Here is a 21,491-nt window from a genome sequence, read left to right on the forward strand (position 1 = left end):
TGAGCAACCAAATCTCTCCACACATGGCTGGTCCGATCAAGACCGAAGAAGAGGACGTCGTCCTCGGGCAACTGGTGCAGGTGATCCTCGACGACATCTGGTGGCTCATCGCCATCGCCGCCGTGATCGTCGCGATCGCGGGGGCGTACTGCTTCCTCGCCAAGCCGATCTATTCCGCCGATGCGCACGTGCGGGTCGAGCAGTCCGACAACACGTCGCAGGCGCTCACGCAGACGCAAACCGGCGCGGCGATCACCACCGGCTCGACGGCGCTGCCGACCGACGCCGAGATCGAAATCATCAAGAGCCGCGGCGTGGTCGGCCCGGTCGTGCAGCAACTGAAGCTGAACTTCAGCGTCACGCCGAAGACGTTCCCGCTGCTCGGCAGCATTGCCGCGCGCATGGCGACGCCGGGTCAGCCGGCGCGTCCGTGGCTCGGTCTGTCGTCGTACGCATGGGGCGGTGAAGAGGCCGACGTCGATTCGATCGACGTGATCCCCGCGCTGGAAGGTCAGAAGCTGACCATGAAGGTGATCGACGACCAGCACTACGAACTGTATGCGGCCAACGGCGCGCTGCTGCTGCGCGGCGTCGTCGGCCAGCAGGAGCAGGGCGGCGGCGTGACCATGACGGTCAACAAGCTGGTGGCGCGGCCGGGCGAGGAATTCACGGTGATGCGTGCCAACGACCTCGACGCCATCACCGCGTTCCAGTCGGCCATCACGGTGCAGGAGCAGGGCAAGCAGACCGGCGTGATCCAGATTTCGCTGGAAGACAAGAGCCCCGAACATGCCGCGCTGGTGGCCAACGCGCTCGCCCAGTCGTACGTGCGCCAGCACGTGCTGAACAAACAGGCCGACGCGAGCAAGATGCTCGACTTCCTGAAGAGCGAAGAGCCGCGCCTGAAGTCCGACCTCGAACGCTCCGAAGCCGCCCTGACCGCCTATCAGCGCCAGTCCGGCTCGATCAACGCGAGCGACGAAGCCAAGGTGTACCTCGAAGGCAGCATGCAGTACGAGCAGCAGATCGCCGGCTTGCGCCTGCAGATGGCGCAACTCACCGAGCGTTACGGTGACGACCACCCGATGCTCGTGGCCGCGCGCGCGCAGATGGCCGAATTGCAGGCGCAACGCGCCAAATACGCCGACCGCTTCCGCGATCTGCCGGCCACCGAAGTGAAGGCCGTGCAGTTGCAGCGCGACGCGAAAGTGGCGGAAGACATCTACGTGCTGCTGCTCAACCGCGTGCAGGAGTTGTCGGTGCAGAAGGCCGGCACCGGCGGCAACGTGCATATCGTCGACGCCGCGCTGCGCCCGGGCGTGCCGGTCAAGCCGAAGAAGGCGCTGATCCTCTCGGCGGCGGTGATTCTCGGGCTGATCGCGGGCACCGGCTTCGTGTTCCTGCGCCGCAATATGTTCAAGGGCATCGACGACCCCGATCATATCGAGCGTGCCTTCCATCTGCCGGTATTCGGACTCGTACCGCAGAGCGCCGAACAGGCGGTGCTCGAAAGCAGTTTCCTGCGCGGCGGCGAACGCCTGCGCTCGGTGCTGGCGAATGCGCGGCCGAAGGACGTCACGGTGGAAAGCCTGCGCAGCCTGCGCACCTCCATGCAGTTCACCATGATGGACGCGAAGAACCGCATCGTCATGCTAACGGGCCCGATGGCCGGGGTCGGCAAGAGCTTCCTGACGGTCAACCTCGCGGTGCTGCTCGCGAATTCGGGCAAGCGTGTGCTGATGATCGACGGCGATATGCGCCGCGGTGTGCTCGAACGCTATCTGGGCGGCGTGCCGGATAACGGTCTCTCTGAATTGCTGAGCGGCCAGATCTCGCTGGAAGAAGCGATCCGCAGCTCGAACGTGGAGGGCCTGAGCTTCATCTCGTGCGGCCGCCGTCCGCCGAATCCGTCGGAACTGCTCATGTCGCCGCGGCTGCCGCAGTACCTCGAAGGTCTCGCCAAGCGCTACGACGTAATCATGATCGACACGCCGCCGGTGCTGGCCGTGACCGATGCGTCGATCATCGGCGCGTATGCCGGTTCGACCTTCTTCGTGATGCGCTCGGGCGTGCACAGCGAGGGCGAAATCGCCGATGCGCTCAAGCGTCTGCGCGCGGCCGGCGTGCACGTGCAGGGCGGCATTTTCAACGGCATGCCGGCGCGCTCGCGCGGCGGCTACGACCGGGGCTATGCGGCGGTTCAGGAATACCTGAGCACCTGAGCCGGATGCGTTTCGGGATGCAATCCGGTCTTCGCGCAACGACGATTAAAAAGGACATCACGATGAAAGTGACGGTACTGGTTCCGACTTTCCGACGCCCGGCCGATCTGGCGCGCTGCCTCGCCGCGCTGCAACGGCAGTCGCGGCTGCCCGACGAAGTGGTGGTAGTGGCGCGCGCCGACGACGAAGCGACCCACGCCTGCCTGCGCGATCCGGCCGTGCCGGGCGCGCTGCCGCTCTCGGTGGCGCTGGTCGAGGTGCCCGGCCAGGTCGCGGCCCTGAATCGCGGACTGGACGCGGCCAACGGCGACGTGATCGCAATCACCGACGACGACGCCGCGCCGCACGCCGACTGGGTTGAACGCATCGCGGCCGCATTCGAGGGCGACGCGCGCCTCGGCGCGCTCGGCGGACGCGACTGGGTGCACGAGAAAGGCCGCGTGCTCGACGGCGAGCGGCCGCTGGTGGGCAAGGTCACGGCTCACGGCAAGATCATCGGCAATCATCATCTCGGCGTGGGCGGTGCGCGCGAAGTCGATATTCTGAAAGGCGCAAACATGAGCTATCGCCGCGAGGCGGTGCGCACCATCCGTTTCGACGCGCGCCTGCGCGGCGCGGGCGCACAGGTCCACAACGACATGGCCTTCAGCCTCGCAGTGAAGAACGCCGGCTGGAAGCTGATGTACGACCCGCGCGTGGCGGTCGATCACTTTCCCGCCGAGCGGTTCGACGACGACCGGCGCGACGCGCAAACCATGACCGCGTTGCGCAACGCCGCCTTCAACTTCCATCTGATCCTGCGCGACCAGTTGCCGCCGCTGCGCCGCGAAACCGCGTGGTGGTGGTGGACGCTGGTCGGCACGCGGGTCTATCCGGGGCTTACGCACGCGGCGCTCGCGCTGCTCTCGAAGCAGGCCGGCCTGAAGCTCACGCGCTGGCGCGCCGTGCGCACCGGCGCCCACGAAGCGCGCCGCGCGTTGTCCCGCGCCGCGTGATTTCCGCGCTCTGTACGTTCACGCATCGCGTTCGCGCGTCGGCAGCCCGCATTCGGGCCGCCGATGCCCCTTTCCACCGGCAGAGCGGAGTGTCTGCATGAGTACGAAAGTCCACGTTCATCTGTTTTACGGCGCGGATCCGCGCTTTTACCGGCCGGGCGACGATATCGGCTGTCTGTACGGCTATCACCACGCGGAATCCGACGCGTTCAAGCTCACCTATTCGCAGGACGCCCGCGAAGGCAAGCCGGTGCGGTTGCTGCGCCGCGCGCTGAAGGCGGCGCTCGGCTTCGACTTCATCCATACGTGGCGCAATCGCGCCGAGATGCTGCGCTCGGACGTGATCTGGACGCATACCGAACAGGAATGGCTCTCGGCCGCGCTCATGCTGTTGCTGAGCGGCCGCAAGGCGGGCGCCGACAGCGGCCCCTTGCTGCTCGCGCAAAGCGTGTGGCTGCTCGATAAGTGGCCTTCTTACGGCATGCTGCGCAGTTGGCTGTATCGCAAGCTGATGAAGCGCGCCGATCAGCTCACCACGCTCGCCAGCGAAAATGCCGAACTGTGCCGGCGCTATTTCGATCGCGACGCCAGGCCGTTGCTGTACGGCCTGAATACGCGCGATTTTCCGGTCAGGAGCCCTGTTGAGTGGATGCCGCACGCGCCAATCCGCATCGCCGCCATCGGTAACGACCGCGACCGCGATTGGGAGACGCTCATCAAGGCATTCGGCAACGACGCGCGTTATACCGTGAAGCTCGCTACTCGGCGCCGGATTCCCGCGTCGCTGCGCGCGCCCAACGTCGAGATCGCACTGTTCTCCGGCATCAGGAAGCAGCACGAACTGTACGACTGGGCCGACGTGATCGTCGTGCCCTTGCGGCCGAATTCGCACGCATCGGGCATTACCGTGATGCTCGAAGCAGCGGCGGTCGGCAAGCCGATGGTGGTGACGAATGTCGGCGCGTTGCAGGATTATTTTCCGGCAGGCGAGGCGTTCTATATCCCGCCGTTCGATCCGCAGGCGTTGCGCGAAGCGGTCGACCAGCTTGCCGCCGCACCGGCGCACGCGTTGCGCCAGGCGCAGGCGGCCGCGGCCGGCCTGTTGTCACGCGATCTGACCACGCAGCACTACGCGATGCAGCATGTGCGGATCACCCAGGAGATGCTGCGGGCGAGGGCCGCGATGCGCGCGCGCCCGGCGGCCGGGATGACCTCGGCTGCGGCGGCGGCAGTGGCCGAGCCCGAGCGGTCGGCGCGCCAGTCGCGCGGGGGTCTCTGAACGATGTCGACGATTGCGCGAAGCGCCGATAGCTCGAACGGCACCGGACGGGCGCCGTCCCGTGCCCGCAAGGAATGGCTGCCGGAGGCTTTGCTGTGGTTCGTCACGGCGCTGCTGATCGGCGCGCATCAGGGCACGGTGCTCACGCTCGCGTTTCCGATGCTCGCGATCCTGACGGGCCTGTGGCTCTACTTCAGGAGCCCGGCGCGCTATGTCGGCTTCATGTGGTGGCTGTGGTTCCTGAGCCCGGAAGTGCGGCGTCTGGCCGACTGGTCCAAGGGTTCGTTCACGCCGACCAGCCTGATTCAGGTTGCGCCGCTCGCGGTGACGATGATCAGCGCGTTGTCGCTGCTGCGCTACTACAAGCTGCTCGCGCAACGGCGCGGTCTGCCGGTGCTGCTGGTTCTGCTCGGCCTCGTCTATGCGTTCCTCGTCGGCGTGATGTCGAGCGGGCCGCTCGCGGCCACCTACGATCTCGCGAACTGGCTCTATCCGATCCTGATCGGCTTTCACATCATGGCGAACACGCGCCAGTATCCGCAGTATCGCGACACCATCGTCAACACGTTCATCTGGGGCATGCTGGTGATGGGCGGCTACGGTCTCGTGCAGTTTTTCATCATGCCGCAATGGGACGCGCTGTGGATGCTCGGCTCGCAGATGAACTCGCAAGGCGATCCGGTGCCGATGGGCGTGCGCGTGTTCAGCACGATGAATTCGTCGGGACCGTTCGCGTTCGCGATGATGGGCGCGATGGTGTTCGTGATGGCGGCCACGCACCGGGTGCGCTGGGTTGCCGCGGCGCTGGGCTTTTTCGCGTTCGCCCTGAGCCTCGTGCGCTCGACGTGGGGCGGCTGGGTCATCGCGCTCCTGATCCAGCTCGTCAAATCGAACAACAAGGTGCGGGTGCGCATCGTCGCCAGCGCGGTGCTGCTGGCGGGGCTCTGCGTGCCGCTGCTGGCGGTCGGCCCGGTCGCCGAGCGGATGCAGGCGCGCCTGACCACCATCGTCAACCTGAACGACGACCAGAGCTACGCGGCGCGTAACGAGTTCTACGCGACCTTCGCCAAAACCGCCTTTACCGATGTGTCCGGCGAAGGCATGGGCGCGACCGGCACGTCCACCAAGCTCTCGAACGACGGCGGCCAGCTCGGCCAGTACGGCAACTTCGACAGCGGCGTGATGAACATTCCGTTCGTGCTCGGCTGGCCCGGCACGCTGCTCTACATGTCCGGCATTGTCTGGCTCGTGACGCGCGCCGTGCTCGCGTCGTTCAAGCTGCGCAACGACAAATTCGTCTCCGCCTGCCTGAGCCTGAGTCTCGCGACCTTCGCGATGCTGGTGTTCACCAATTCGCTGGTCGGCACGGGCGGCTTGCTGCTTTTCATGAGTGTTTTTTCAATCCTTTCCGCGGTGCATTACGAAAAACTGAACCGCGCAGGTATGTCATATCGCACGCTATCACTCCACGGAGGCACTGATTGAGAGTTGCCATTGTCACGCACGTTGTGCGCCATAACGACGGCCAGGGGCGCGTCAACCACGAGATCGCGCGCGCGGCGCTCGACGAGAATATCGGCGTCACGCTGGTCGCCTCGCATGTCGCGCCGGATCTGCTCGCGCATCCGAACGTTCGCTGGGTGCCGGTGAAAATCGGCCGCTGGTGGCCGACCAATCTGCTGCGCCAGCAGGTGTTCGCGTTCAGAAGCGCGATGTGGCTGCGCGCGCATCGCCGCGAATACGACGTGCTGCATGTGAACGGCTTCATCACGTGGATGCACGCCGACGTCAACACCTCGCACTTCGTGCATAGCGGCTGGTTCGGCAGCAAGTATTACCCGTTCGGGCTCACCAAAGGCGTGTGGTCCGCGTATCAATCCGTCTATACACGTTGCAATGCGCTGCTCGAACGCTGGGCTTACCGGCGCTCGAAGGTAATCACGGCGGTGTCGCAGAAGGTCGCGGACGAAATCCGCGCGATCGGTCTCACGCCGGATAACCGCGTGGATGTGATCTACAACGGCGTCGATACGCAGGGCTTCGCCGCGGCCACCGGCGACCGCGAGAAATTCGGCCTGCCGAAGGACGCGTTCCTGCTGCTGTTCGTCGGCGACCTGCGCACGCCGCGCAAGAACCTCGGCACCGTGCTCGCCGCGCTCAGGTTTCTGCCGGAGCACGTGCAGATCGCGGTGGCCGGTTTTCTGCCGGGCAGCCCGTACCCGGAAGAGGCGAAGGCGCTCGGCATCGCGCATCGGGTGCATTTTCTCGGGCTCGTGAAAGAGATGCCGGTGCTGATGCATTCGGTCGACGCCTTCGTATTCCCGTCGCGCTATGAAGCGATGAGCCTGTCGCTGCTCGAGGCGATGGCGGCCGGTTTGCCGGTGGTCACGGCGCGTACCGCGGGCGGCGCTGAAATCATCACGCCGGAATGCGGCATCGTGCTCGACGATCCGGACGATCCCAGGGCGCTGGCCCAGGCGGTCGCGCGTCTCGCCGGGAACCACGACGAGCGCCGCGCGATGGGCGTCGCCGCCAACGAACTCGCGACCGGCTTCGGCTGGGCGCGCATGGCCGCGCAATACATCGCGCTGTATCGCCAGTTGGCCGGGCAGCAGAAGGATCGACGGCGCAGCGAAGCGGAAGCGGCGACGGTCGCGAGGAACGACGCGCTGACGCTGAACACGCTGGCCGGCCAGAAGAGCGCGGAATGACGCGGCGGGTTTCATCCAACCGGCTGACGTATTCGGCGCTTCATCACCACAACTCTCAGAACGCACAGGGGTCACAATCATGACGACGAGCTCCATCAAATCGCTGCAGATCGGGATGCACTGGTTCCCCGAGCGCGCGGGCGGCCTCGACCGCATGTACTACTCGCTGGTCGGCGCGCTGCCGGGCGCGGGCGTCGCGGTGCGCGGCGTGGTAGCCGGCTCGCCGAAAGTGGCCGCCGACACCGGCGGCGCGATCAACGGCTTCGGCTCGGCCGCGCAATCGCTGCCGTTGCGCCTGATGGCCGCGCGCCGCGCGCTGCGCCAGGAACTCGGCAAGTCGCGCCCGGACGTGATTTCGTCGCACTTCGCGCTCTACACATTTCCGGGTCTCGACGTGACCCGCGGCATTCCGCAGGTTTCGCATTTTCAGGGGCCGTGGGCCGACGAGAGTCACGTGGAAGGCGCCGACTCACTTGGTCAACGCGCCAAGCGCTATCTGGAGCAATCGGTCTATGCGCGCTCGTCGCGGCTGATCGTGTTGTCCGAGGCTTTCGGCAAGATTCTGACCTCGCGCTATCGCATTGCGCCGGACCGGGTGCGCGTCGTGCCCGGCTGCGTGGATGTCGAGCAGTTCAATCTGCCGATCTCGCCCGCCGAGGCGCGCCTGCGGCTGCAATTGCCGCAAGACCGGCCGATCGTGCTGGCGGTGCGGCGCCTGGTGCGCCGCATGGGCCTCGAAGATCTGATCGACGCGGTGAAGCTGCTCAAGCGGAGCGCGCCGGACGTGCTGCTGCTGATCGCGGGCAAGGGGCGGCTCGAAGGCGAACTGCAGGCGCGCATTACCGAGGCGGGTTTGGAGGACAACGTCAAGCTGCTGGGTTTCGTGCCCGATCAGCATCTGGCGGCGCTGTACCGTGCGGCGAATATCAGCGTGGTGCCGACGGTCGCGCTGGAGGGCTTCGGGCTGATCACGGTGGAATCGCTCGCCTCGGGCACGCCGGTACTGGTGACGCCGGTGGGCGGCTTGCCGGAAGCCGTGGCGGGTTTGTCGCCGAATCTGGTGCTGCCGGAGACGGGCGCGAAGGCGATCGCGGACGGACTCGCGGGCGCGCTGAACGGCACGCTGAAATTGCCCGATGCCGAAGCATGCCGCCGTTATGCGCGTGAGAACTTCGATAACTCGGTGATCGCGAAACGGGTGGCGTCGGTGTATGGGGAAGCGATTGCGGCGGGTGGAGCGCATTGAGTCAAGGCCGTGCCGCGGTGAATGACAAACGCGGAGCCTCGATCATTGCGATCGGGCTCCGCCTCTCCTCGCGTTACGGCATGGCATGAAAGAAGATCCCAGCCGGTGAAGATGCACGACCGCCAGCGCGGCCGCGCGTTTCCATCGCGAATCAGAACGTCTCGTGATGCTCGTTGCGCCCCAGATCCGCATGAACCATCATGTGGCACAGCTGTTCCAGCGTGGTTGCCGGTTTCCAGCCGAGCTTCTCGTGAGCCTTGTCCGCGCAGCCGATCAGCAGATCCACCTCGGCCGGGCGATAGAACTTCGGATTCACACGCACCAGTGTCTTGCCGGTAGCGACATCGATACCGGTTTCGCGCTCTTCCTTGCCCGACCATTCGAGCTGATACCCCGCGGCGGCGAACGCCATGCGCACGAAATCGCGGACCGTTTCGGTGCGGCCGGTGGCGAGCACGAAGGTGTCCGGCTCGTCGGCTTGCAGCATGCGCCACATGCCTTCCACGTATTCGAGCGCGAAGCCCCAGTCGCGCCTCGCGCTCATGTTGCCCAGCTCGAGCACGTCCTGCTTGCCGAGCTTGATCTTGGCGACCGTGTCGGTGATCTTGCGGGTGACGAATTCACGGCCACGCAGCGGCGATTCGTGATTGAACAGAATCCCGCTGCTCGCGAAGAGGCCGTACGACTCGCGGTAATTAATCGTTGACCAGTGCGCGAACAGCTTGGCGACGCCATACGGGCTGCGCGGATAGAAGGGCGTGTCTTCGCGTTGCGGCACAGCCTGCACGAGACCGAACATTTCCGACGTCGACGCCTGGTAGTAACGCGTCTTCGGGTTGAGAATGCGGATGCCTTCGAGCAGATTCAGCGCGCCGATGCCGGTCACTTCGGCGGTCGTCACCGGCTGGTCGAACGAAACGCCCACGAAGCTCTGCGCGGCGAGGTTGTACAACTCGTCGGCCTGCGCGCCTTCGAGCAGACGCAGCGTCGAACCCAGATCGGTGAGATCGTGCTCGACCAGACGCAGATTCGGATGATCGAGCACGCCCAGCTCACGCATGCGCCAGAAATTGACGGAACTCGTGCGCCGGTAGGTGCCGGTCACATGGTAGCCCTTGTCGAGCAGCAGTTTGGTCAGATAGGCGCCGTCCTGACCGGATACGCCGGTGATGATCGCTTTGCGTGGTTGGCTCATAGCTTGCCTTCGAGATTGTTAAAAGAAAGAGAAAAAGCAGTCGCGCCGGTAAAGGCGCATTTCATCGGCACACCCGGAAACACATCTCAGAAGCACGTTCCGCAAGCGCCAAAGGCACCAAAGCGCGAACCACACTTGCAAAAGCGCTTCAGGGCGTGCCGTCCAGCAGCCGCCGCACCAATGGTTCGACGACCTGAAAATCCTGTTCCGCCTTCAGCCGGTACAAACCCGGTTTGGGGTGTGCACCATCGGACATCAATGTCTTCCAGTCCGGCAGATTGCTGATGTAGGCGAACTGATCGACCAGCGGCACCTGCTGCTCGGCGGCCACGCGGCGCGTCATCGCGACCATCGTGGCGAGCCGCGCGTTGAGCCGGTTGTCGGGCATCGGATTCGCGGTCTGCAGAACCGGCTCTTTGCCGAGCGCGCGGGCGGTTTTCACGAGCGTCGTCTCGGCCGTGTAGAACTGCTCGGGCGTCTGGTTCTGCATCACTTCGTTGATGCCGTAGTTGATCAGCACGATCTGCGCGGGCGAGGCGGCGAGCCGTTCCTGCCAGGGCAGGCCGGCCGTCGGCCCGGCGCGGCGATTGCCCGTGCCGTCGCGCAGTTGCGCCGCCATCGTGTTGCCCACGCCATAGTTCGTGATACGCACCCGTTCGCCGTGGCGCGACTGCAGTTCGTCTTGCAGATAGGACACCGCGTTTTGCGCCTGCGGGCCGCAATGGCCGTCGCTGCAGGTAATGCCGAGCGTGGTCGAATCGCCGTAGGCCTCGATCAGCACCTGTGTTTGTGGGCCCGGGCCCACGGCGATCGCGACCGGCGCAAGCATTGACGCTGCCGCCCACACGCTGGCAGCGAGCCATGCACGGCGTTTCATGCGCGGCTTTGCGGCGCTTGCGGCGCGGTGCTCACGCCGCCGGCCGCGGTCTGCGAATGTGTCTGTGTCTGCGCATTCGTCTTGCCCGCCGAGCCGAAAATCAGGCGCTTCTCGAACGCGAACCATGTGATGGTGGCGTAGACCAGCGTGATCGCGAGTGCCAGCGCGGCGGTCACATAACGGTTCAGATGCAGCGGCCAAAGCGTGTACAGCACGCTCAGGTGAATCAGATAGATCGTGTAGCTGATGGTGCCGATATAGACCAGCACGGGGTTGCACAGCAGCCGTTTGACGATGCCCTTGCTTTGCAGGGCGATGACCACGACGGAAGTACAAAGCACCAACGAAACGCTGTAGAGCCCGGCGTTCGAGAGCGGCGTATTCGCCGCGCGAAAGCGCGGAAAGTGCAGATGCAGCCAGGCCAGCACCGCCAGCGCCGCGAACAGTCCCACCACCGCGACGCCCTTGAACGGTTCGAGCGCATTACGGTCACGCCGCACGGCAACCGCGAGCAACGCACCGGCCGCGAGCAGATCCATGCGGAACGGCGTGAGGTAATAGATCGGCCAGAACGAATCGAACCAGGGCGTGGCTACCGCGCGCAGCACTGGCACCAGCAGGATCAACGCGGTCGCCACGTAGCCGAGCACGCGCTCGGGCAAGAGCAGGATCACGAATGGCCAGAAAATATAGAACTGCTCCTCGACGGCGAGTGACCACAGCACATTCAGGCTGTCGTGACCGCTCTGATTGAGCGCGTCGCCGATATTGGTCGCGAAGAATGCGTACCACTGCCAGTGCTGCGCCCACCCGAAGCCGAACAGAATCGACGACACCACCATCAGCAGCACATACGGCGGCAGGATGCGGCGTGCCCGGCGTGCGTAGAAATAGCCGAAATACGACTGCCCGCGCGCCTTGCGTTCGAGCAGGATGCCGGTGATCAGAAAGCCGCTCAGAACAAAAAACAGATCGACACCCATCCACAGCGGCGCTTTCAGTGCGTGCTGCGCGAATACGGCGAGCACGGCGATGGCGCGCAAGCCGTCGAGCTGCACGATGCGGCGGGAGTGAGAGGGCGCTAAGGGCAGTGCGCTGGCAGTCATGAACCGTCCATGGTGTGAAGCGGATGGGCCGGGCGAAGCGTCGCGCGAGGCTTGCGGAGAACAGGCGCGCTCGCTTCGCGTCGCAACGGAAGTGCAATCGATTCTAGGGAAAATAAAATCGTGAAAAAACGGGAATGAATTGGATAAATGAATCAGATTGCAACAGGGTGTTTCGTTATCCATTCGCAATGAATTTTTATGGTTGCGCCGAATGGACATGGGATATGTAATAAGTGCGGATCACGCGACGGGAGATCGGTAAGGATGATGCAAAGAGCGCTCGGCGCCGCACATCGAAGATGATTTCGTTTTAATCGATTTTTAAATCAGTTTCTTTCACGTCGCTTAAAGCACCGAATATTTTTGAATTATTTTCGATTTTCGTCGCGGTGTTTTTTCCGCGTAATGTGAGCCGTGCGGATTGGGTGGCCAAGGACGGCGCGTGGGTTCGCGCGTCGCGTGACCACCGGACTCGCGGCAGCCGTTGTGCCGACGCGCTGCCTCGCCCCCGTCCTCGCACGAATCTGCCTCATGTCCTTGCATGGCTTCTAGCAATTTGCATCATGGGATCGACTGCGATTCGAACCGTCATTTCACCGGCTTATGCAGCCGCGCGAGTCTCGTTGCCCGCGCGCGGCGCGGCGCTGATTGGAGGAAATACCTTGCCCCGTTTCACGTTCAAAAGCTGGCTCGCCGTATTTGCGTGCGCTGCGGGACTGACCGCGGAATCGGTCAGTTTCACGGTTCATGCGGAAACCGCGTTGAACGCGAAAACGTCATGGATCGGCAATACGTTTGGTTTCGGCGACGGCACCTGGGCGCAGATCAACATCACCGCTATTGCGGTGTCGCCCGACGGCAAGGTCTATACGAACGCGCCGTGGGACGAAAGTGGCGCGGAAGCGAGCGTGTATCAGAACGGCAAGATGCTCGGCTTCGCGGGCGGCACGCACGGCTGGGGTAACGGCGGCGGCAGCGCGGTCGCGGTGAATCGCAAGTACGCGTTCGTCGCGATCGCGGTCGGCAACGAGAAGGGGCGGCTGGTCGAGCAGGGCGTGTGGCCGGAGAAGGGCAAGCAGTGGTTCGGCATCTCGCGCCGGCAGATCGCCGATCCGAAACGCGCCGCGCCGTTCCAGCCCGCCGCGAAAAGCGCCGATCCGCACGCGCAACTGGCGGCCGGCTTCCTGATGATGAACGAAGTGCCCACCGGCACGAGCGCCGAAATCGGCGGCCTCGCGGCGAACGACACCACGCTCTATGCGGCCAACACGGCGCGCGATCGTATCGAGGTGTACGACGCGGAATCGATGCAGCAGAAGACCACCTGGAGCGTGCACGAGCCGGGCCGTATTGCGCTGGCGCCGGACGGCACGCTGTGGGTATTGAGCGGCACGCGCAACGACGCTGCGCCGCGCGTCGAACACTACACGGCAGCGGGCAAGCGCATCGACGAAAACTTCACGCTGCCTGGCGGAACGATTGCAGTGGATATCGCGGTCGATGCGCAAGGCCGCGTGCTGATCGCCGACAACGGTCCGCGTCAGCAGGTGCTGTATTTCAGCAGGAATAACGGCCGCTATGCGGAGTCGGGCTCGCTTGGCGAGCGCGGCGGCATTTTCAGCGGCGTCGCCGGCAAACCGGGACCGCAACGGTTCAACGGACTGACCGGCGTGGGCGTGGATGCGCGCGGCAACGTATACGTGTCGACCAACGGGATCGGTCCGTGTTACGACCCGATCGGCGCGGGACTCGGCGCGACGCTCGAAAGCTATGCGCCAGACGGCAAACAGAACTGGCAGCTGCAGGGGCTACTGTTCGTCGACGGCGCGTGGATCGACCCGTCGCGCCCGGACAGCGTCTATACCGGCAACAAGCGCTTCGAGCTCGATCTGTCGAAACCTGCTGGACAGGACTGGAAATACGTGGGTTTTCTATCGAACCGCTTCAAGTATCCGGACGACCCGGTGTTTCACACCGACCAGTATCCGGGCCTGCCGACTGCCCGCAAACTGAAGGGCCGCACCTTCCTGTACCTCACGGATATGTACGCGGACCATCTGAAGATCTATCGCTTCGATCCGCAGCACGACGGCGAAACGGCAATTCCTTCGGGCTTTATCGCGGGACGTGAGCGCGCGGTGGCCAAGGTGCCGAATGCGCCGCCGGGCGGCGACTGGATCTGGCGCGATGCGAACGGCGACGGCAGGTTCGACACCGACGAATTCACACTCAACACGACCGGCACCAAGCTCGCCGGCGGCTGGGGCTGGTGGGTGGACACCGCCGGCGACATCTGGCGCACGCGCGATACGAAGGGCATTTATCGCTTCCGTTTCGGCGGGCTGGATGCGAAGGGCAATCCGGTCTACTCGTATTCGAACATGACGCAGTACCCGGTGCCGCAGCCGTTCACGGAACTGCATCGCGCGATCTACGACCCGGACACCGACACCCTGTACGTGACGGGCTATACGCCCGACACGCCGGTCGATCGCGGCTTCTGGAAAGAAGTGGGCCGCGTGCTGGTGCGCTACGACAAATGGTCGAGCGGCAATCCGGTGCAGCGCTATGCGATCACGCTGCCGTGGCAGACGCAGAGCAAACCCATCGCCACCATCATCGGCCTGACGGTCGAAGGGCAATACCTCTTCGGCGTCGAACCGGTCGGCGCGGTGCACGTGTGGGACAAGGACAGCGGCAAGGAGATCGGCGTGATCCGGCCGGGCCCGGAAGTGGGGCGCGCGTCGGGCTGGGTGGATGTGCCGAACGGCATCAGCGCCGCCAGACGCAGCAATGGCGAGTACCTCGTGTTCGTCGAGGAAGACGCGCGCGGCAAAGTGATGATGTACCGCTGGAAGCCTTGATGAGCGAAACATGAGCGCTTCATTCGCATAACCAGGCAACACCAGGCAACCGCAGCCAGGCAACCGTAGACAAACCAGGGCATCCGATGGACAAAGGCATTCTCAGGAACGTAGCGATCAATTTCTTCGGATTGGTGCTGCCGACTTTCGTCTCGCTCGTGACCGTGCCGTCGTATATCAGGCTGCTCGGCGTCGAGCGCTACGGCGTAATCAGTCTCGTGTGGACGCTGATCGGCTACTTCGGGATTCTCGATCTCGGCATGAGCATGGCCGCGCAGAATCACATCTCGAAGGCGCGCGCATCCGGCGACAGGGAAGAGAGCGAGCGCGTGTTCTGGAGCGCGACGTGGCTCAATCTCGCAACCGGCGTGATAGGCGGATTGATCATCTATTTCGGCGCCTTTCTCTACACCGCGTATTTCACCAAGGTCTCGCCCGAGTTGCAGCACGAGGTGTATATGGCGCTGCCGTGGCTCGCGGTGGCGATTCCGATCGCCAACGTGTCGTGGGTGTTCGCGGGTGCGATCAACGGCGCAGAACGCTTCGGCGTCTACAACACGAATCAGACCATCGGCACCTTCCTGTTCCAGTTGCTGCCGCTCGGCGCCGCCCTGTGGATGGGCGCGACCTTGCAGAACGTGCTGGCCGCCGCGGTGTTCGCGCGAATCGTCGCCGCGCTGCTGCTGGGCCGTTCCGCGCTGAAAGTGCTGGAAATCCGCCGCATTCTGCCGCCGCAGTTCGGCGTGGCGAAAGGGCTGTTCAATTTCGGCGGCTGGATGCTGATTGCGAGCGTCACCACCATGATCGCCGACTCGCTCGACCGCGTGATGCTCGGCACGAGTCTCGGCGCGCGTTTCGTCACCTATTACACGGTGCCGCAAAACCTCGTGACGCGTCTGAACATCGTGCCGACCGCGCTGGTGCGCACGCTGTTTCCGCGGCTCTCCGCAGTCGGCCGTGCCGATGCCGACACCATCACCCGGCAGTCGCTCGAATTTCTCAACGGCGTGTTCACACCGGTCGCGCTGGTCGCGATGCTGGTGCTCGAACCGTTCCTGCATCTGTGGGTCGGCAATGAGATCGCCACCGTGGCGGCGCCGGTGGGCCGCATCATGATCATCGCCGTGTGGCTCGTCGGCCAGGCGAACGTCACGCGGATCCTGATCCAGTCGCAGGTCAATCCGGCCACCGCCGCGCGCGTCGGTTTGTTCGAATTGCCCCTGTTTGCAGGGGCATTGTGGTTCGGCATCACGCATTTCGGTCTGACCGGCGCGGCAGTGGCCGTGGCCGGCCGGGCGTTGTTCGACTACGCCCTGTTGCTGCGCCTGTCGGCGATTCACGCGCGGCAGATCGCGCTCGACATGCTCGCCCACCTCGCTTTCCTGCTGGCCAGCCTGTGGCTTGCCAGTTTTCTGCCGGGTCTCGCGGCGGCGATGGTTGCCGGCGTATTGATGGTGGGCGCGAATGTCGCCTGGTCGATCACCATGACACCCGCCTTGCGCGATCTTGCGCGTTTACTGCTGTTGCGACTGAATCCGAGGAAAAGCGCATGAACCACGAAGTCCTTGAAGAAGCCGTGCTGCAACCCGCGACGCGCAGCGCACTGGCCGAACTCACCACCGTTCCCGGCGTTCAGGCGCCGCGCCGCGCGGTATTCCGCGGGGATAAAACGGTACGCGTTGCGATCGTGCATGACTGGCTCGTCACGTATGCGGGGGCGGAGAAGGTGCTCGAACAGATTGTTGCGTGCTTTCCAGACGCGGACCTGTTCAGCCTCGTCGATTTTCTCGACGATCACAGCTTTCTGCGCGGCAAACCCGTCACGACGTCGTTCATCCAGAAGCTGCCGCTCGCGCGCACCAGGTACCGCTCGTATCTGCCGCTGATGCCGCTCGCGATCGAACAGCTCGACGTATCGGCCTACGACGTGGTGATTTCGAGCAGCCATGCGGTCGCCAAGGGCATTCTGACCGGCCCCGACCAGGTGCATATCAGCTACGTGCATTCGCCGATCCGCTATGCTTGGGATCTGCAGCACCAGTATCTGCGGCAGTCGAAACTGACCGCCGGCCTGAAGTCTGGTATGGCGCGGCTGATTCTGCATTACATCCGCAACTGGGATATCCGTACGTCGAATTCGGTGGATGGCTTCGTCGCCAACTCCGAATTCATTGCGCGTCGTATCAAGAAGGTCTACCAGCGCGACGCGCACGTGATCTTTCCGCCGGTCGACGTCGAAGCCTTCGCGCTCTGCACCGAGAAGGACGACTTCTATCTGACCGCCTCGCGAATGGTGCCGTACAAGAAGATCGATCTGATCGTCGAAGCGTTCGCGCGCATGCCGGAGCGCAAGCTCGTGGTGATCGGCGACGGTCCCGACATGCAGAAGATCCGCGCGAAAGCAGGGCCGAACGTCGAGATCATGGGCTACCAGCCGTTCAAGGTGCTCAAGGACCGGATGAGCCGCGCCAAGGCCTTCGTGTTCGCCGCGGAAGAAGACTTCGGTATTTCCGTGGTCGAGGCGCAGGCCTGCGGCACGCCGGTGATCGCCTACGGCAAGGGCGGTGCGCTCGAAACCGTGCGCGATCTGTCCGAGCCCCGGCCCACCGGCATGTTCTTCGATGAACAGGATGCCGAATCGATCATCGCCGCCGTCGAGCGTTTCGACGACCACGTGAAGCGTTTTTCGCCGCTGGATTGCCGCGCGAACGCCGAGCAGTTTTCCGCCGCGCATTTCCGCGAGCGTTTCTTCGCGCATGTGCGGGCCGCGGTGCCGACGTTGCGCACGGCCACGCTGCCGCCGTACGTGCCGTACACGGCCGAGGCCGTCGCCAGCGGACCGCGCATTCTGGCCGTCGATCAAAGCGGCGTGCTCGGCGGCGCTGAACTGTCGCTGCTGGAAATCGTCAAGGCATTGCGCTCGCGCATCGAGGTCGTGCTGTTCGACGACGGCCCGTTCCGCACCGCGCTCGCCAAAGCCGGCGTGGCCGTCGACGTGCTCGACGCGGGCGCGCTGCGCCATGTTCGCAAGCAGGGCGGTTCATTGCCGAAGGGCCAGGCGCTCAAAGGCCTGCTGTCGCTCGTGCGCGCCACGGCCAAACGCGCGCGCAAGGCCGACGTGATCTACGCGAACACCCAGCGCGCGATGGTGATCGGCGCACTCGCCGGCAAGCTGGCGAGGCGCCCGGTGGTCTGGCATCTGCGCGATATCGTGAGCCCTGAGCATTTCGGCGGCAAGCAACTGGCGGTCATCAAATGGTGCGCGCGTCTTGGCCTCACGCATGTGATCGCCAATTCGGCCGCGTCGGCGCGCGCCTTCGCCGTGCTGACGCAGTTCGACGAAAAACGCATCGACGTGGTGTTCAACGGCATTTCCGCCGCGCCGTTCGACGCTTTGCGCACGGTCCCGCAAGCAACGCTGCGCAAACGCCTCGGCTTGCCGCAGGACGCGTTTCTGGTGGGCTCGTTCAGCCGTCTGGCGCGTTGGAAGGGGCAGCACGTGCTGCTCGAAGCGATGGTCCTCAATCCGCAGATGCATGCGGTGCTGGTGGGCGCGCCGCTCTTCGGCGAAGACCAGTACGAGATCGAACTGCACGCGTTCGTCGCCGCGCACAACCTCGGCGGGCGGGTGCATTTTCTCGGCTTCCAGCACGATATCGCGGCCTGCATGTGCGCGGTCGACGCGGTCGTCCATACGTCGATCACGCCGGAGCCGTTCGGCCGCGTGATCGTCGAAGGCATGCTGGCGCAGCGGCCGGTGGTGGCGGCACGAGCGGGCGGCGTGCTGGAGATCATCGACGATTACGAGAACGGCGTGCTGTGCACCCCGGCGGATGCGCATGGTCTTGCCGACACGCTCGCCGAATTGCGCTCGAACGACGAGCTGCGCAACCGGCTGGTCAGGAACGGGTATCAGACGGCGCTGAGCCGGTTCGGCACGGCCGCCTATGTCGAGGGTGTCGAGCGGATTCTGAAGCGTGTGACGGGCCCTGCAACGGCTTAGGGAGGATTTTTACGCGGGGTGGGCAGGGACTCGGCCAGTCCCTGCCGTTTGCGCAGCGGAGCGAAAGTCTGAGGATCTTCGCTCCGTTTTTTTGTCGCCCGTTTTGCGGCCCGGTTTTGTGGTTCGGTTTGGTGGCGGGGGATCTCAAGCCTGTTTGAGTGCCGCTTTCGGCTTGAAGCTGGCGGACCACTTCATGGCCGGCAACTCGACCAGCCGGTAGAACACGTAAGCCGCCGGCACCGCCACCAGCATGTAGCCGAACGACGGCCAGATCGACATTTGCAGCGACGAGCGGAACAGCAGCGACGATAGCAGCACGAAGATCGGCAGATGGATCAGATACAGCGAGAAGCTGAAATCGCCGAGCCGCGAGAGCACGCGCATGCCGAACGCGGGGCCGCGGCCGGCGTTGCCGCGCTCCAGCGCCTTGTACAGATAGAACGCGAAGCCGATGGCCCACAACTGGAACGCACCGTACTGGCCGAAATGAAATGCGGCGCAGCCGAGTGCGACGAACGCCGCAGCGAGGGCATACAGCCACACCGGCAGGCGGGCCTGCGGCGCGCTGCGGGCACGGGCGTCGGCGATCCACGCGCCGAGCGTCCACGAAAACCAGTACGACGTGAAGAACTGGATGTCGTGACGCTCCAGCACGTAGGCGGACACCACGTTGATCGCCGCGACGATCGCCAGCACGGACGTCATGCCGATGCGCCGGCGCAGCGCGAACAGCAGCGGATAGATCGCGTAGAACTGCACTTCGAGCGAGAGGGTCCAGAGCGCGCCGTTCGAGCCGAACGTCTTGCCGGCCACGCCTTGCAGCGAAAACAGGTTGACGAGAAACGCCTGCAGGCCGATCTCGCGGATCTTGTGATTGACGGGCGGCAAGTGCAGGCTGAACCAGTCGAGCGCGAAGGTCAGCACCAGCGCCGCGAGCAGCACGGGATAAATGCGCGCGAAGCGCCGCACCCAGAAATTGCCCGTATCGAGGCGGTAAGCGGGATTGCCGGCGAGCCGCAGCGCGCCGCCACGGTGAATGCAATAGCCGCTAATCACGAAGAATATCGGCACGCCCGCCGAGCCCCAGGCAATCGGGAAGGTCAGATACGCGGCAATCGCATTCAGGCTGAATGCGTGGCCTACGCTCTGGTGAAACGCCTGCATGCCGACCCATTCGACCTGGCGGCAATGAAAATACGCGACCAGCAAGGCGGCGAAGCCCCGCATCGCGTCGATGACATGCTCCTTGCCGGCGCTGTCGGCGCGCGCTTCGCTCTGGGCACGCGGCGCGGCCGCCGTGCGAGGCGGGGAGAGGGGCAGGGATGAGCCGGCGGCATCCAGTGCTGAGTCGCTCATGCGCGGTCCTTATTCTGACGGAGGGAAACCAGCTTGGCGGGTTCACGAGTTGAGTTCGCGCGGACGCCTCACGCGTCCACGGTGCATGACATGCTAGTGCACGGCGCGCGCAAAAAATCGATAAAAAATTGCGGGGTGAATTGAATTAATTGGCGATTTTGTGACGAATTGTAATTGAGGATATCCGGGTGCTGAGGCGAATTATTTACCGCTTTTGTCGTGCTAATTTAAGACACGGATTCTCTTGACCACGGGGTGAAGTCATGAACCTGCATCTACTCGCCGGCATTGCCGTGCTGCTGATCCTTGTCGCCGCCTCCGCCTATCGGGAGGCGCTGCGGAACGAGCCGATCCGCCGCTTTCGCATGAACCCGGGCAAGCTGCCGCAGCTCGACGACAACGAATAATGGAACTTGAAGAGATGGCGGGCACCACGTTGCGTGTCACATCTGCGCAGGTCCGCTGTCAAAATATGTAGAATTTTCTGAAAAATCCAAAAATAAACCATTCAATATGTAATTGTTGCTTATGACGATTCTGCATATCGAAATAGAATGAATTTATTTATTCGGATTGAGGAAATTTCAGGCGCGCGCTGGCGTAATTTTTTGCTAGTCTTTCCGGCGACATCGAATTGGCCGCCTGGCCCGCGAACACACTAATTTCTAACCGATGTGGGAATGCCTACCATGCTGAAAGTCACCAAAGCCGTGTTTCCCGTAGCGGGCCTCGGGACACGATTCCTGCCGGCTACCAAAGCGAGTCCAAAGGAAATGCTGCCGATCGTGGACAAGCCGCTGATTCAATACGCGGTTGAAGAAGCGATTGCCGCCGGCATCACCGAGATGATCTTCGTGACGGGCCGCAGCAAGCGCGCCATTGAAGATCATTTCGACAAGTCCTACGAGATCGAAGCCGAACTCGAGGCGCGTAACAAGCAGAAGCTGCTCGATCTGGTGCGCAGCATCAAGCCGGCCAATGTCGACTGTTTCTATGTGCGCCAGGCCGAAGCGCTCGGTCTCGGCCATGCGGTGCTGTGCGCCGAGAAACTGGTGGGCGACAGCCCGTTCGCCGTGATTCTGGCCGACGACCTGCTGCACAGCTCGAAGCCGGTAATGAGCCAGCTTGTCGATACGTTCAACCACTATCACAGCTCGGTGATCGGCGTGGAAACCATCGCGCGCGAAGACAGCCGCTCGTACGGCGTGGTGGACGGCCGCGAATGGGAAGACAACGTGATCAAGCTGTCGGGCATAGTCGAGAAGCCGGCGCCGGACAAGGCACCGTCGAATCTCGGCGTGGTGGGCCGCTATGTGCTGATGCCGACCATCTTCAAGCATATCCGCGCGTTGAAGCCGGGTGCGGGCGGCGAGTTGCAATTGACCGACGCGGTGCAATCGCTGCTGACCGAAGAGCAGGTGCTTGCGTATCGCTATTTCGGCACGCGTTTCGATTGCGGCAGCAAGCTGGGCTATCTGAAGGCGACGGTGGAGTTCGCGCTGCGTCATCCGGAAGTGAAGGCGGAATTCGAAGCGTATCTGCAGGCGTATATGCAGACCAACATGCAGGAAGGTGTGCCGGCGCAGTATGCGGCGGAAGCGGCTTGAGCCGTGCCGGAAGCCGCTGCGGTTAGCGCG

The 21,491-nt window shown here is 63.9% G+C and carries 15 protein-coding genes; 11 read left to right on the forward strand and 4 right to left on the reverse strand.

Going from position 1 to position 21,491, the window contains the following annotated elements:
• Window positions 1-23 precede the first annotated feature (23 nt).
• The 6 genes from PDMSB3_RS09595 (at window position 24) to PDMSB3_RS09620 (ending at window position 8,453) form a co-directional block, all read left to right on the forward strand.
• Window positions 24-2,222 carry a polysaccharide biosynthesis tyrosine autokinase gene (locus PDMSB3_RS09595; protein WP_007181959.1) on the forward strand — a complete coding sequence of 733 codons (2,199 nt, stop codon included), beginning with the start codon at window positions 24-26 and terminating at the stop codon, window positions 2,220-2,222.
• Window positions 2,223-2,284: 62 nt separating this feature from the next.
• Entirely contained in the window at window positions 2,285-3,217 is a 933-nt protein-coding gene (locus PDMSB3_RS09600) for a glycosyltransferase family 2 protein (protein ID WP_165185922.1), read from the forward strand.
• A 97-nt stretch (window positions 3,218-3,314) separates the two neighbouring features.
• Window positions 3,315-4,496 carry a glycosyltransferase gene (locus PDMSB3_RS09605; RefSeq protein ID WP_007181958.1) on the forward strand — a complete coding sequence of 394 codons (1,182 nt, stop codon included), beginning with the start codon at window positions 3,315-3,317 and terminating at the stop codon, window positions 4,494-4,496.
• Between the two features lie 3 nt (window positions 4,497-4,499).
• Window positions 4,500-5,981, forward strand: coding sequence for a hypothetical protein (locus tag PDMSB3_RS09610; RefSeq protein ID WP_007181957.1), 1,482 nt, complete (start codon window positions 4,500-4,502; stop codon window positions 5,979-5,981).
• Window positions 5,978-7,207, forward strand: coding sequence for a glycosyltransferase family 4 protein (locus PDMSB3_RS09615; protein WP_007181956.1), 1,230 nt, complete (start codon window positions 5,978-5,980; stop codon window positions 7,205-7,207). The genes PDMSB3_RS09610 and PDMSB3_RS09615 overlap by 4 nt, the downstream gene beginning before the upstream one ends.
• A gap of 79 nt (window positions 7,208-7,286) precedes the next feature.
• On the forward strand, window positions 7,287-8,453 hold the full coding sequence (locus PDMSB3_RS09620) for a glycosyltransferase family 4 protein (protein ID WP_165185925.1): 1,167 nt from the start codon (window positions 7,287-7,289) through the stop codon (window positions 8,451-8,453).
• 151 nt (window positions 8,454-8,604) lie between these two features.
• Here PDMSB3_RS09620 and gmd read toward each other — a convergent pair whose 3' ends face one another.
• The 3 genes from gmd to PDMSB3_RS09635 form a co-directional block, all read right to left on the reverse strand.
• The gene (gene gmd / locus PDMSB3_RS09625) at window positions 8,605-9,648 is read right to left on the reverse strand and encodes a GDP-mannose 4,6-dehydratase (RefSeq protein ID WP_007181954.1); all 1,044 of its coding nucleotides are present in this window, start codon (window positions 9,646-9,648) and stop codon (window positions 8,605-8,607) included.
• Window positions 9,649-9,796: 148 nt separating this feature from the next.
• Window positions 9,797-10,525 (reverse strand): SGNH/GDSL hydrolase family protein, encoded by a 729-nt coding sequence (locus PDMSB3_RS09630; RefSeq protein WP_007181953.1) that lies wholly within the window; start codon window positions 10,523-10,525, stop codon window positions 9,797-9,799.
• Entirely contained in the window at window positions 10,522-11,631 is a 1,110-nt protein-coding gene (locus tag PDMSB3_RS09635; protein ID WP_165185929.1) for an acyltransferase family protein, read from the reverse strand. Before PDMSB3_RS09635 ends, PDMSB3_RS09630 begins: the two co-directional genes overlap by 4 nt.
• A 662-nt stretch (window positions 11,632-12,293) precedes the next feature.
• Between PDMSB3_RS09635 and PDMSB3_RS09640 the strand changes: the two genes are divergently transcribed.
• The 3 genes from PDMSB3_RS09640 to PDMSB3_RS09650 all read left to right on the forward strand — a co-directional run bounded on the left by PDMSB3_RS09640 (window position 12,294) and on the right by PDMSB3_RS09650 (window position 18,498).
• On the forward strand, window positions 12,294-14,495 hold the full coding sequence (locus PDMSB3_RS09640) for an NHL repeat-containing protein (RefSeq protein ID WP_165187440.1): 2,202 nt from the start codon (window positions 12,294-12,296) through the stop codon (window positions 14,493-14,495).
• Window positions 14,496-14,581: 86 nt separating this feature from the next.
• On the forward strand, window positions 14,582-16,048 hold the full coding sequence (locus PDMSB3_RS09645) for a flippase (RefSeq protein WP_165185932.1): 1,467 nt from the start codon (window positions 14,582-14,584) through the stop codon (window positions 16,046-16,048).
• The gene (locus PDMSB3_RS09650) at window positions 16,045-18,498 is read left to right on the forward strand and encodes a glycosyltransferase family 4 protein (protein WP_165185934.1); all 2,454 of its coding nucleotides are present in this window, start codon (window positions 16,045-16,047) and stop codon (window positions 18,496-18,498) included. The genes PDMSB3_RS09645 and PDMSB3_RS09650 overlap by 4 nt, the downstream gene beginning before the upstream one ends.
• Window positions 18,499-18,642: 144 nt before the next feature.
• Here PDMSB3_RS09650 and PDMSB3_RS09655 read toward each other — a convergent pair whose 3' ends face one another.
• Window positions 18,643-19,854, reverse strand: a complete 1,212-nt coding sequence (locus PDMSB3_RS09655) for an acyltransferase family protein (RefSeq protein ID WP_165185937.1) — start codon at window positions 19,852-19,854, stop codon at window positions 18,643-18,645.
• 263 nt (window positions 19,855-20,117) lie between these two features.
• Between PDMSB3_RS09655 and PDMSB3_RS09660 the strand changes: the two genes are divergently transcribed.
• The gene (locus tag PDMSB3_RS09660; RefSeq protein WP_007181947.1) at window positions 20,118-20,261 is read left to right on the forward strand and encodes a hypothetical protein; all 144 of its coding nucleotides are present in this window, start codon (window positions 20,118-20,120) and stop codon (window positions 20,259-20,261) included.
• A gap of 282 nt (window positions 20,262-20,543) precedes the next feature.
• A complete protein-coding gene (gene galU, locus PDMSB3_RS09665) occupies window positions 20,544-21,461 on the forward strand; it encodes a UTP--glucose-1-phosphate uridylyltransferase GalU (protein ID WP_007181946.1) in 918 nt (305 codons plus the stop codon).
• The last annotated feature ends 30 nt before the right edge of the window (window positions 21,462-21,491 follow it).

Source organism: Paraburkholderia dioscoreae, assembly GCF_902459535.1.
GTDB classification, from domain to species: Bacteria; Pseudomonadota; Gammaproteobacteria; order Burkholderiales; family Burkholderiaceae; genus Paraburkholderia; species Paraburkholderia dioscoreae.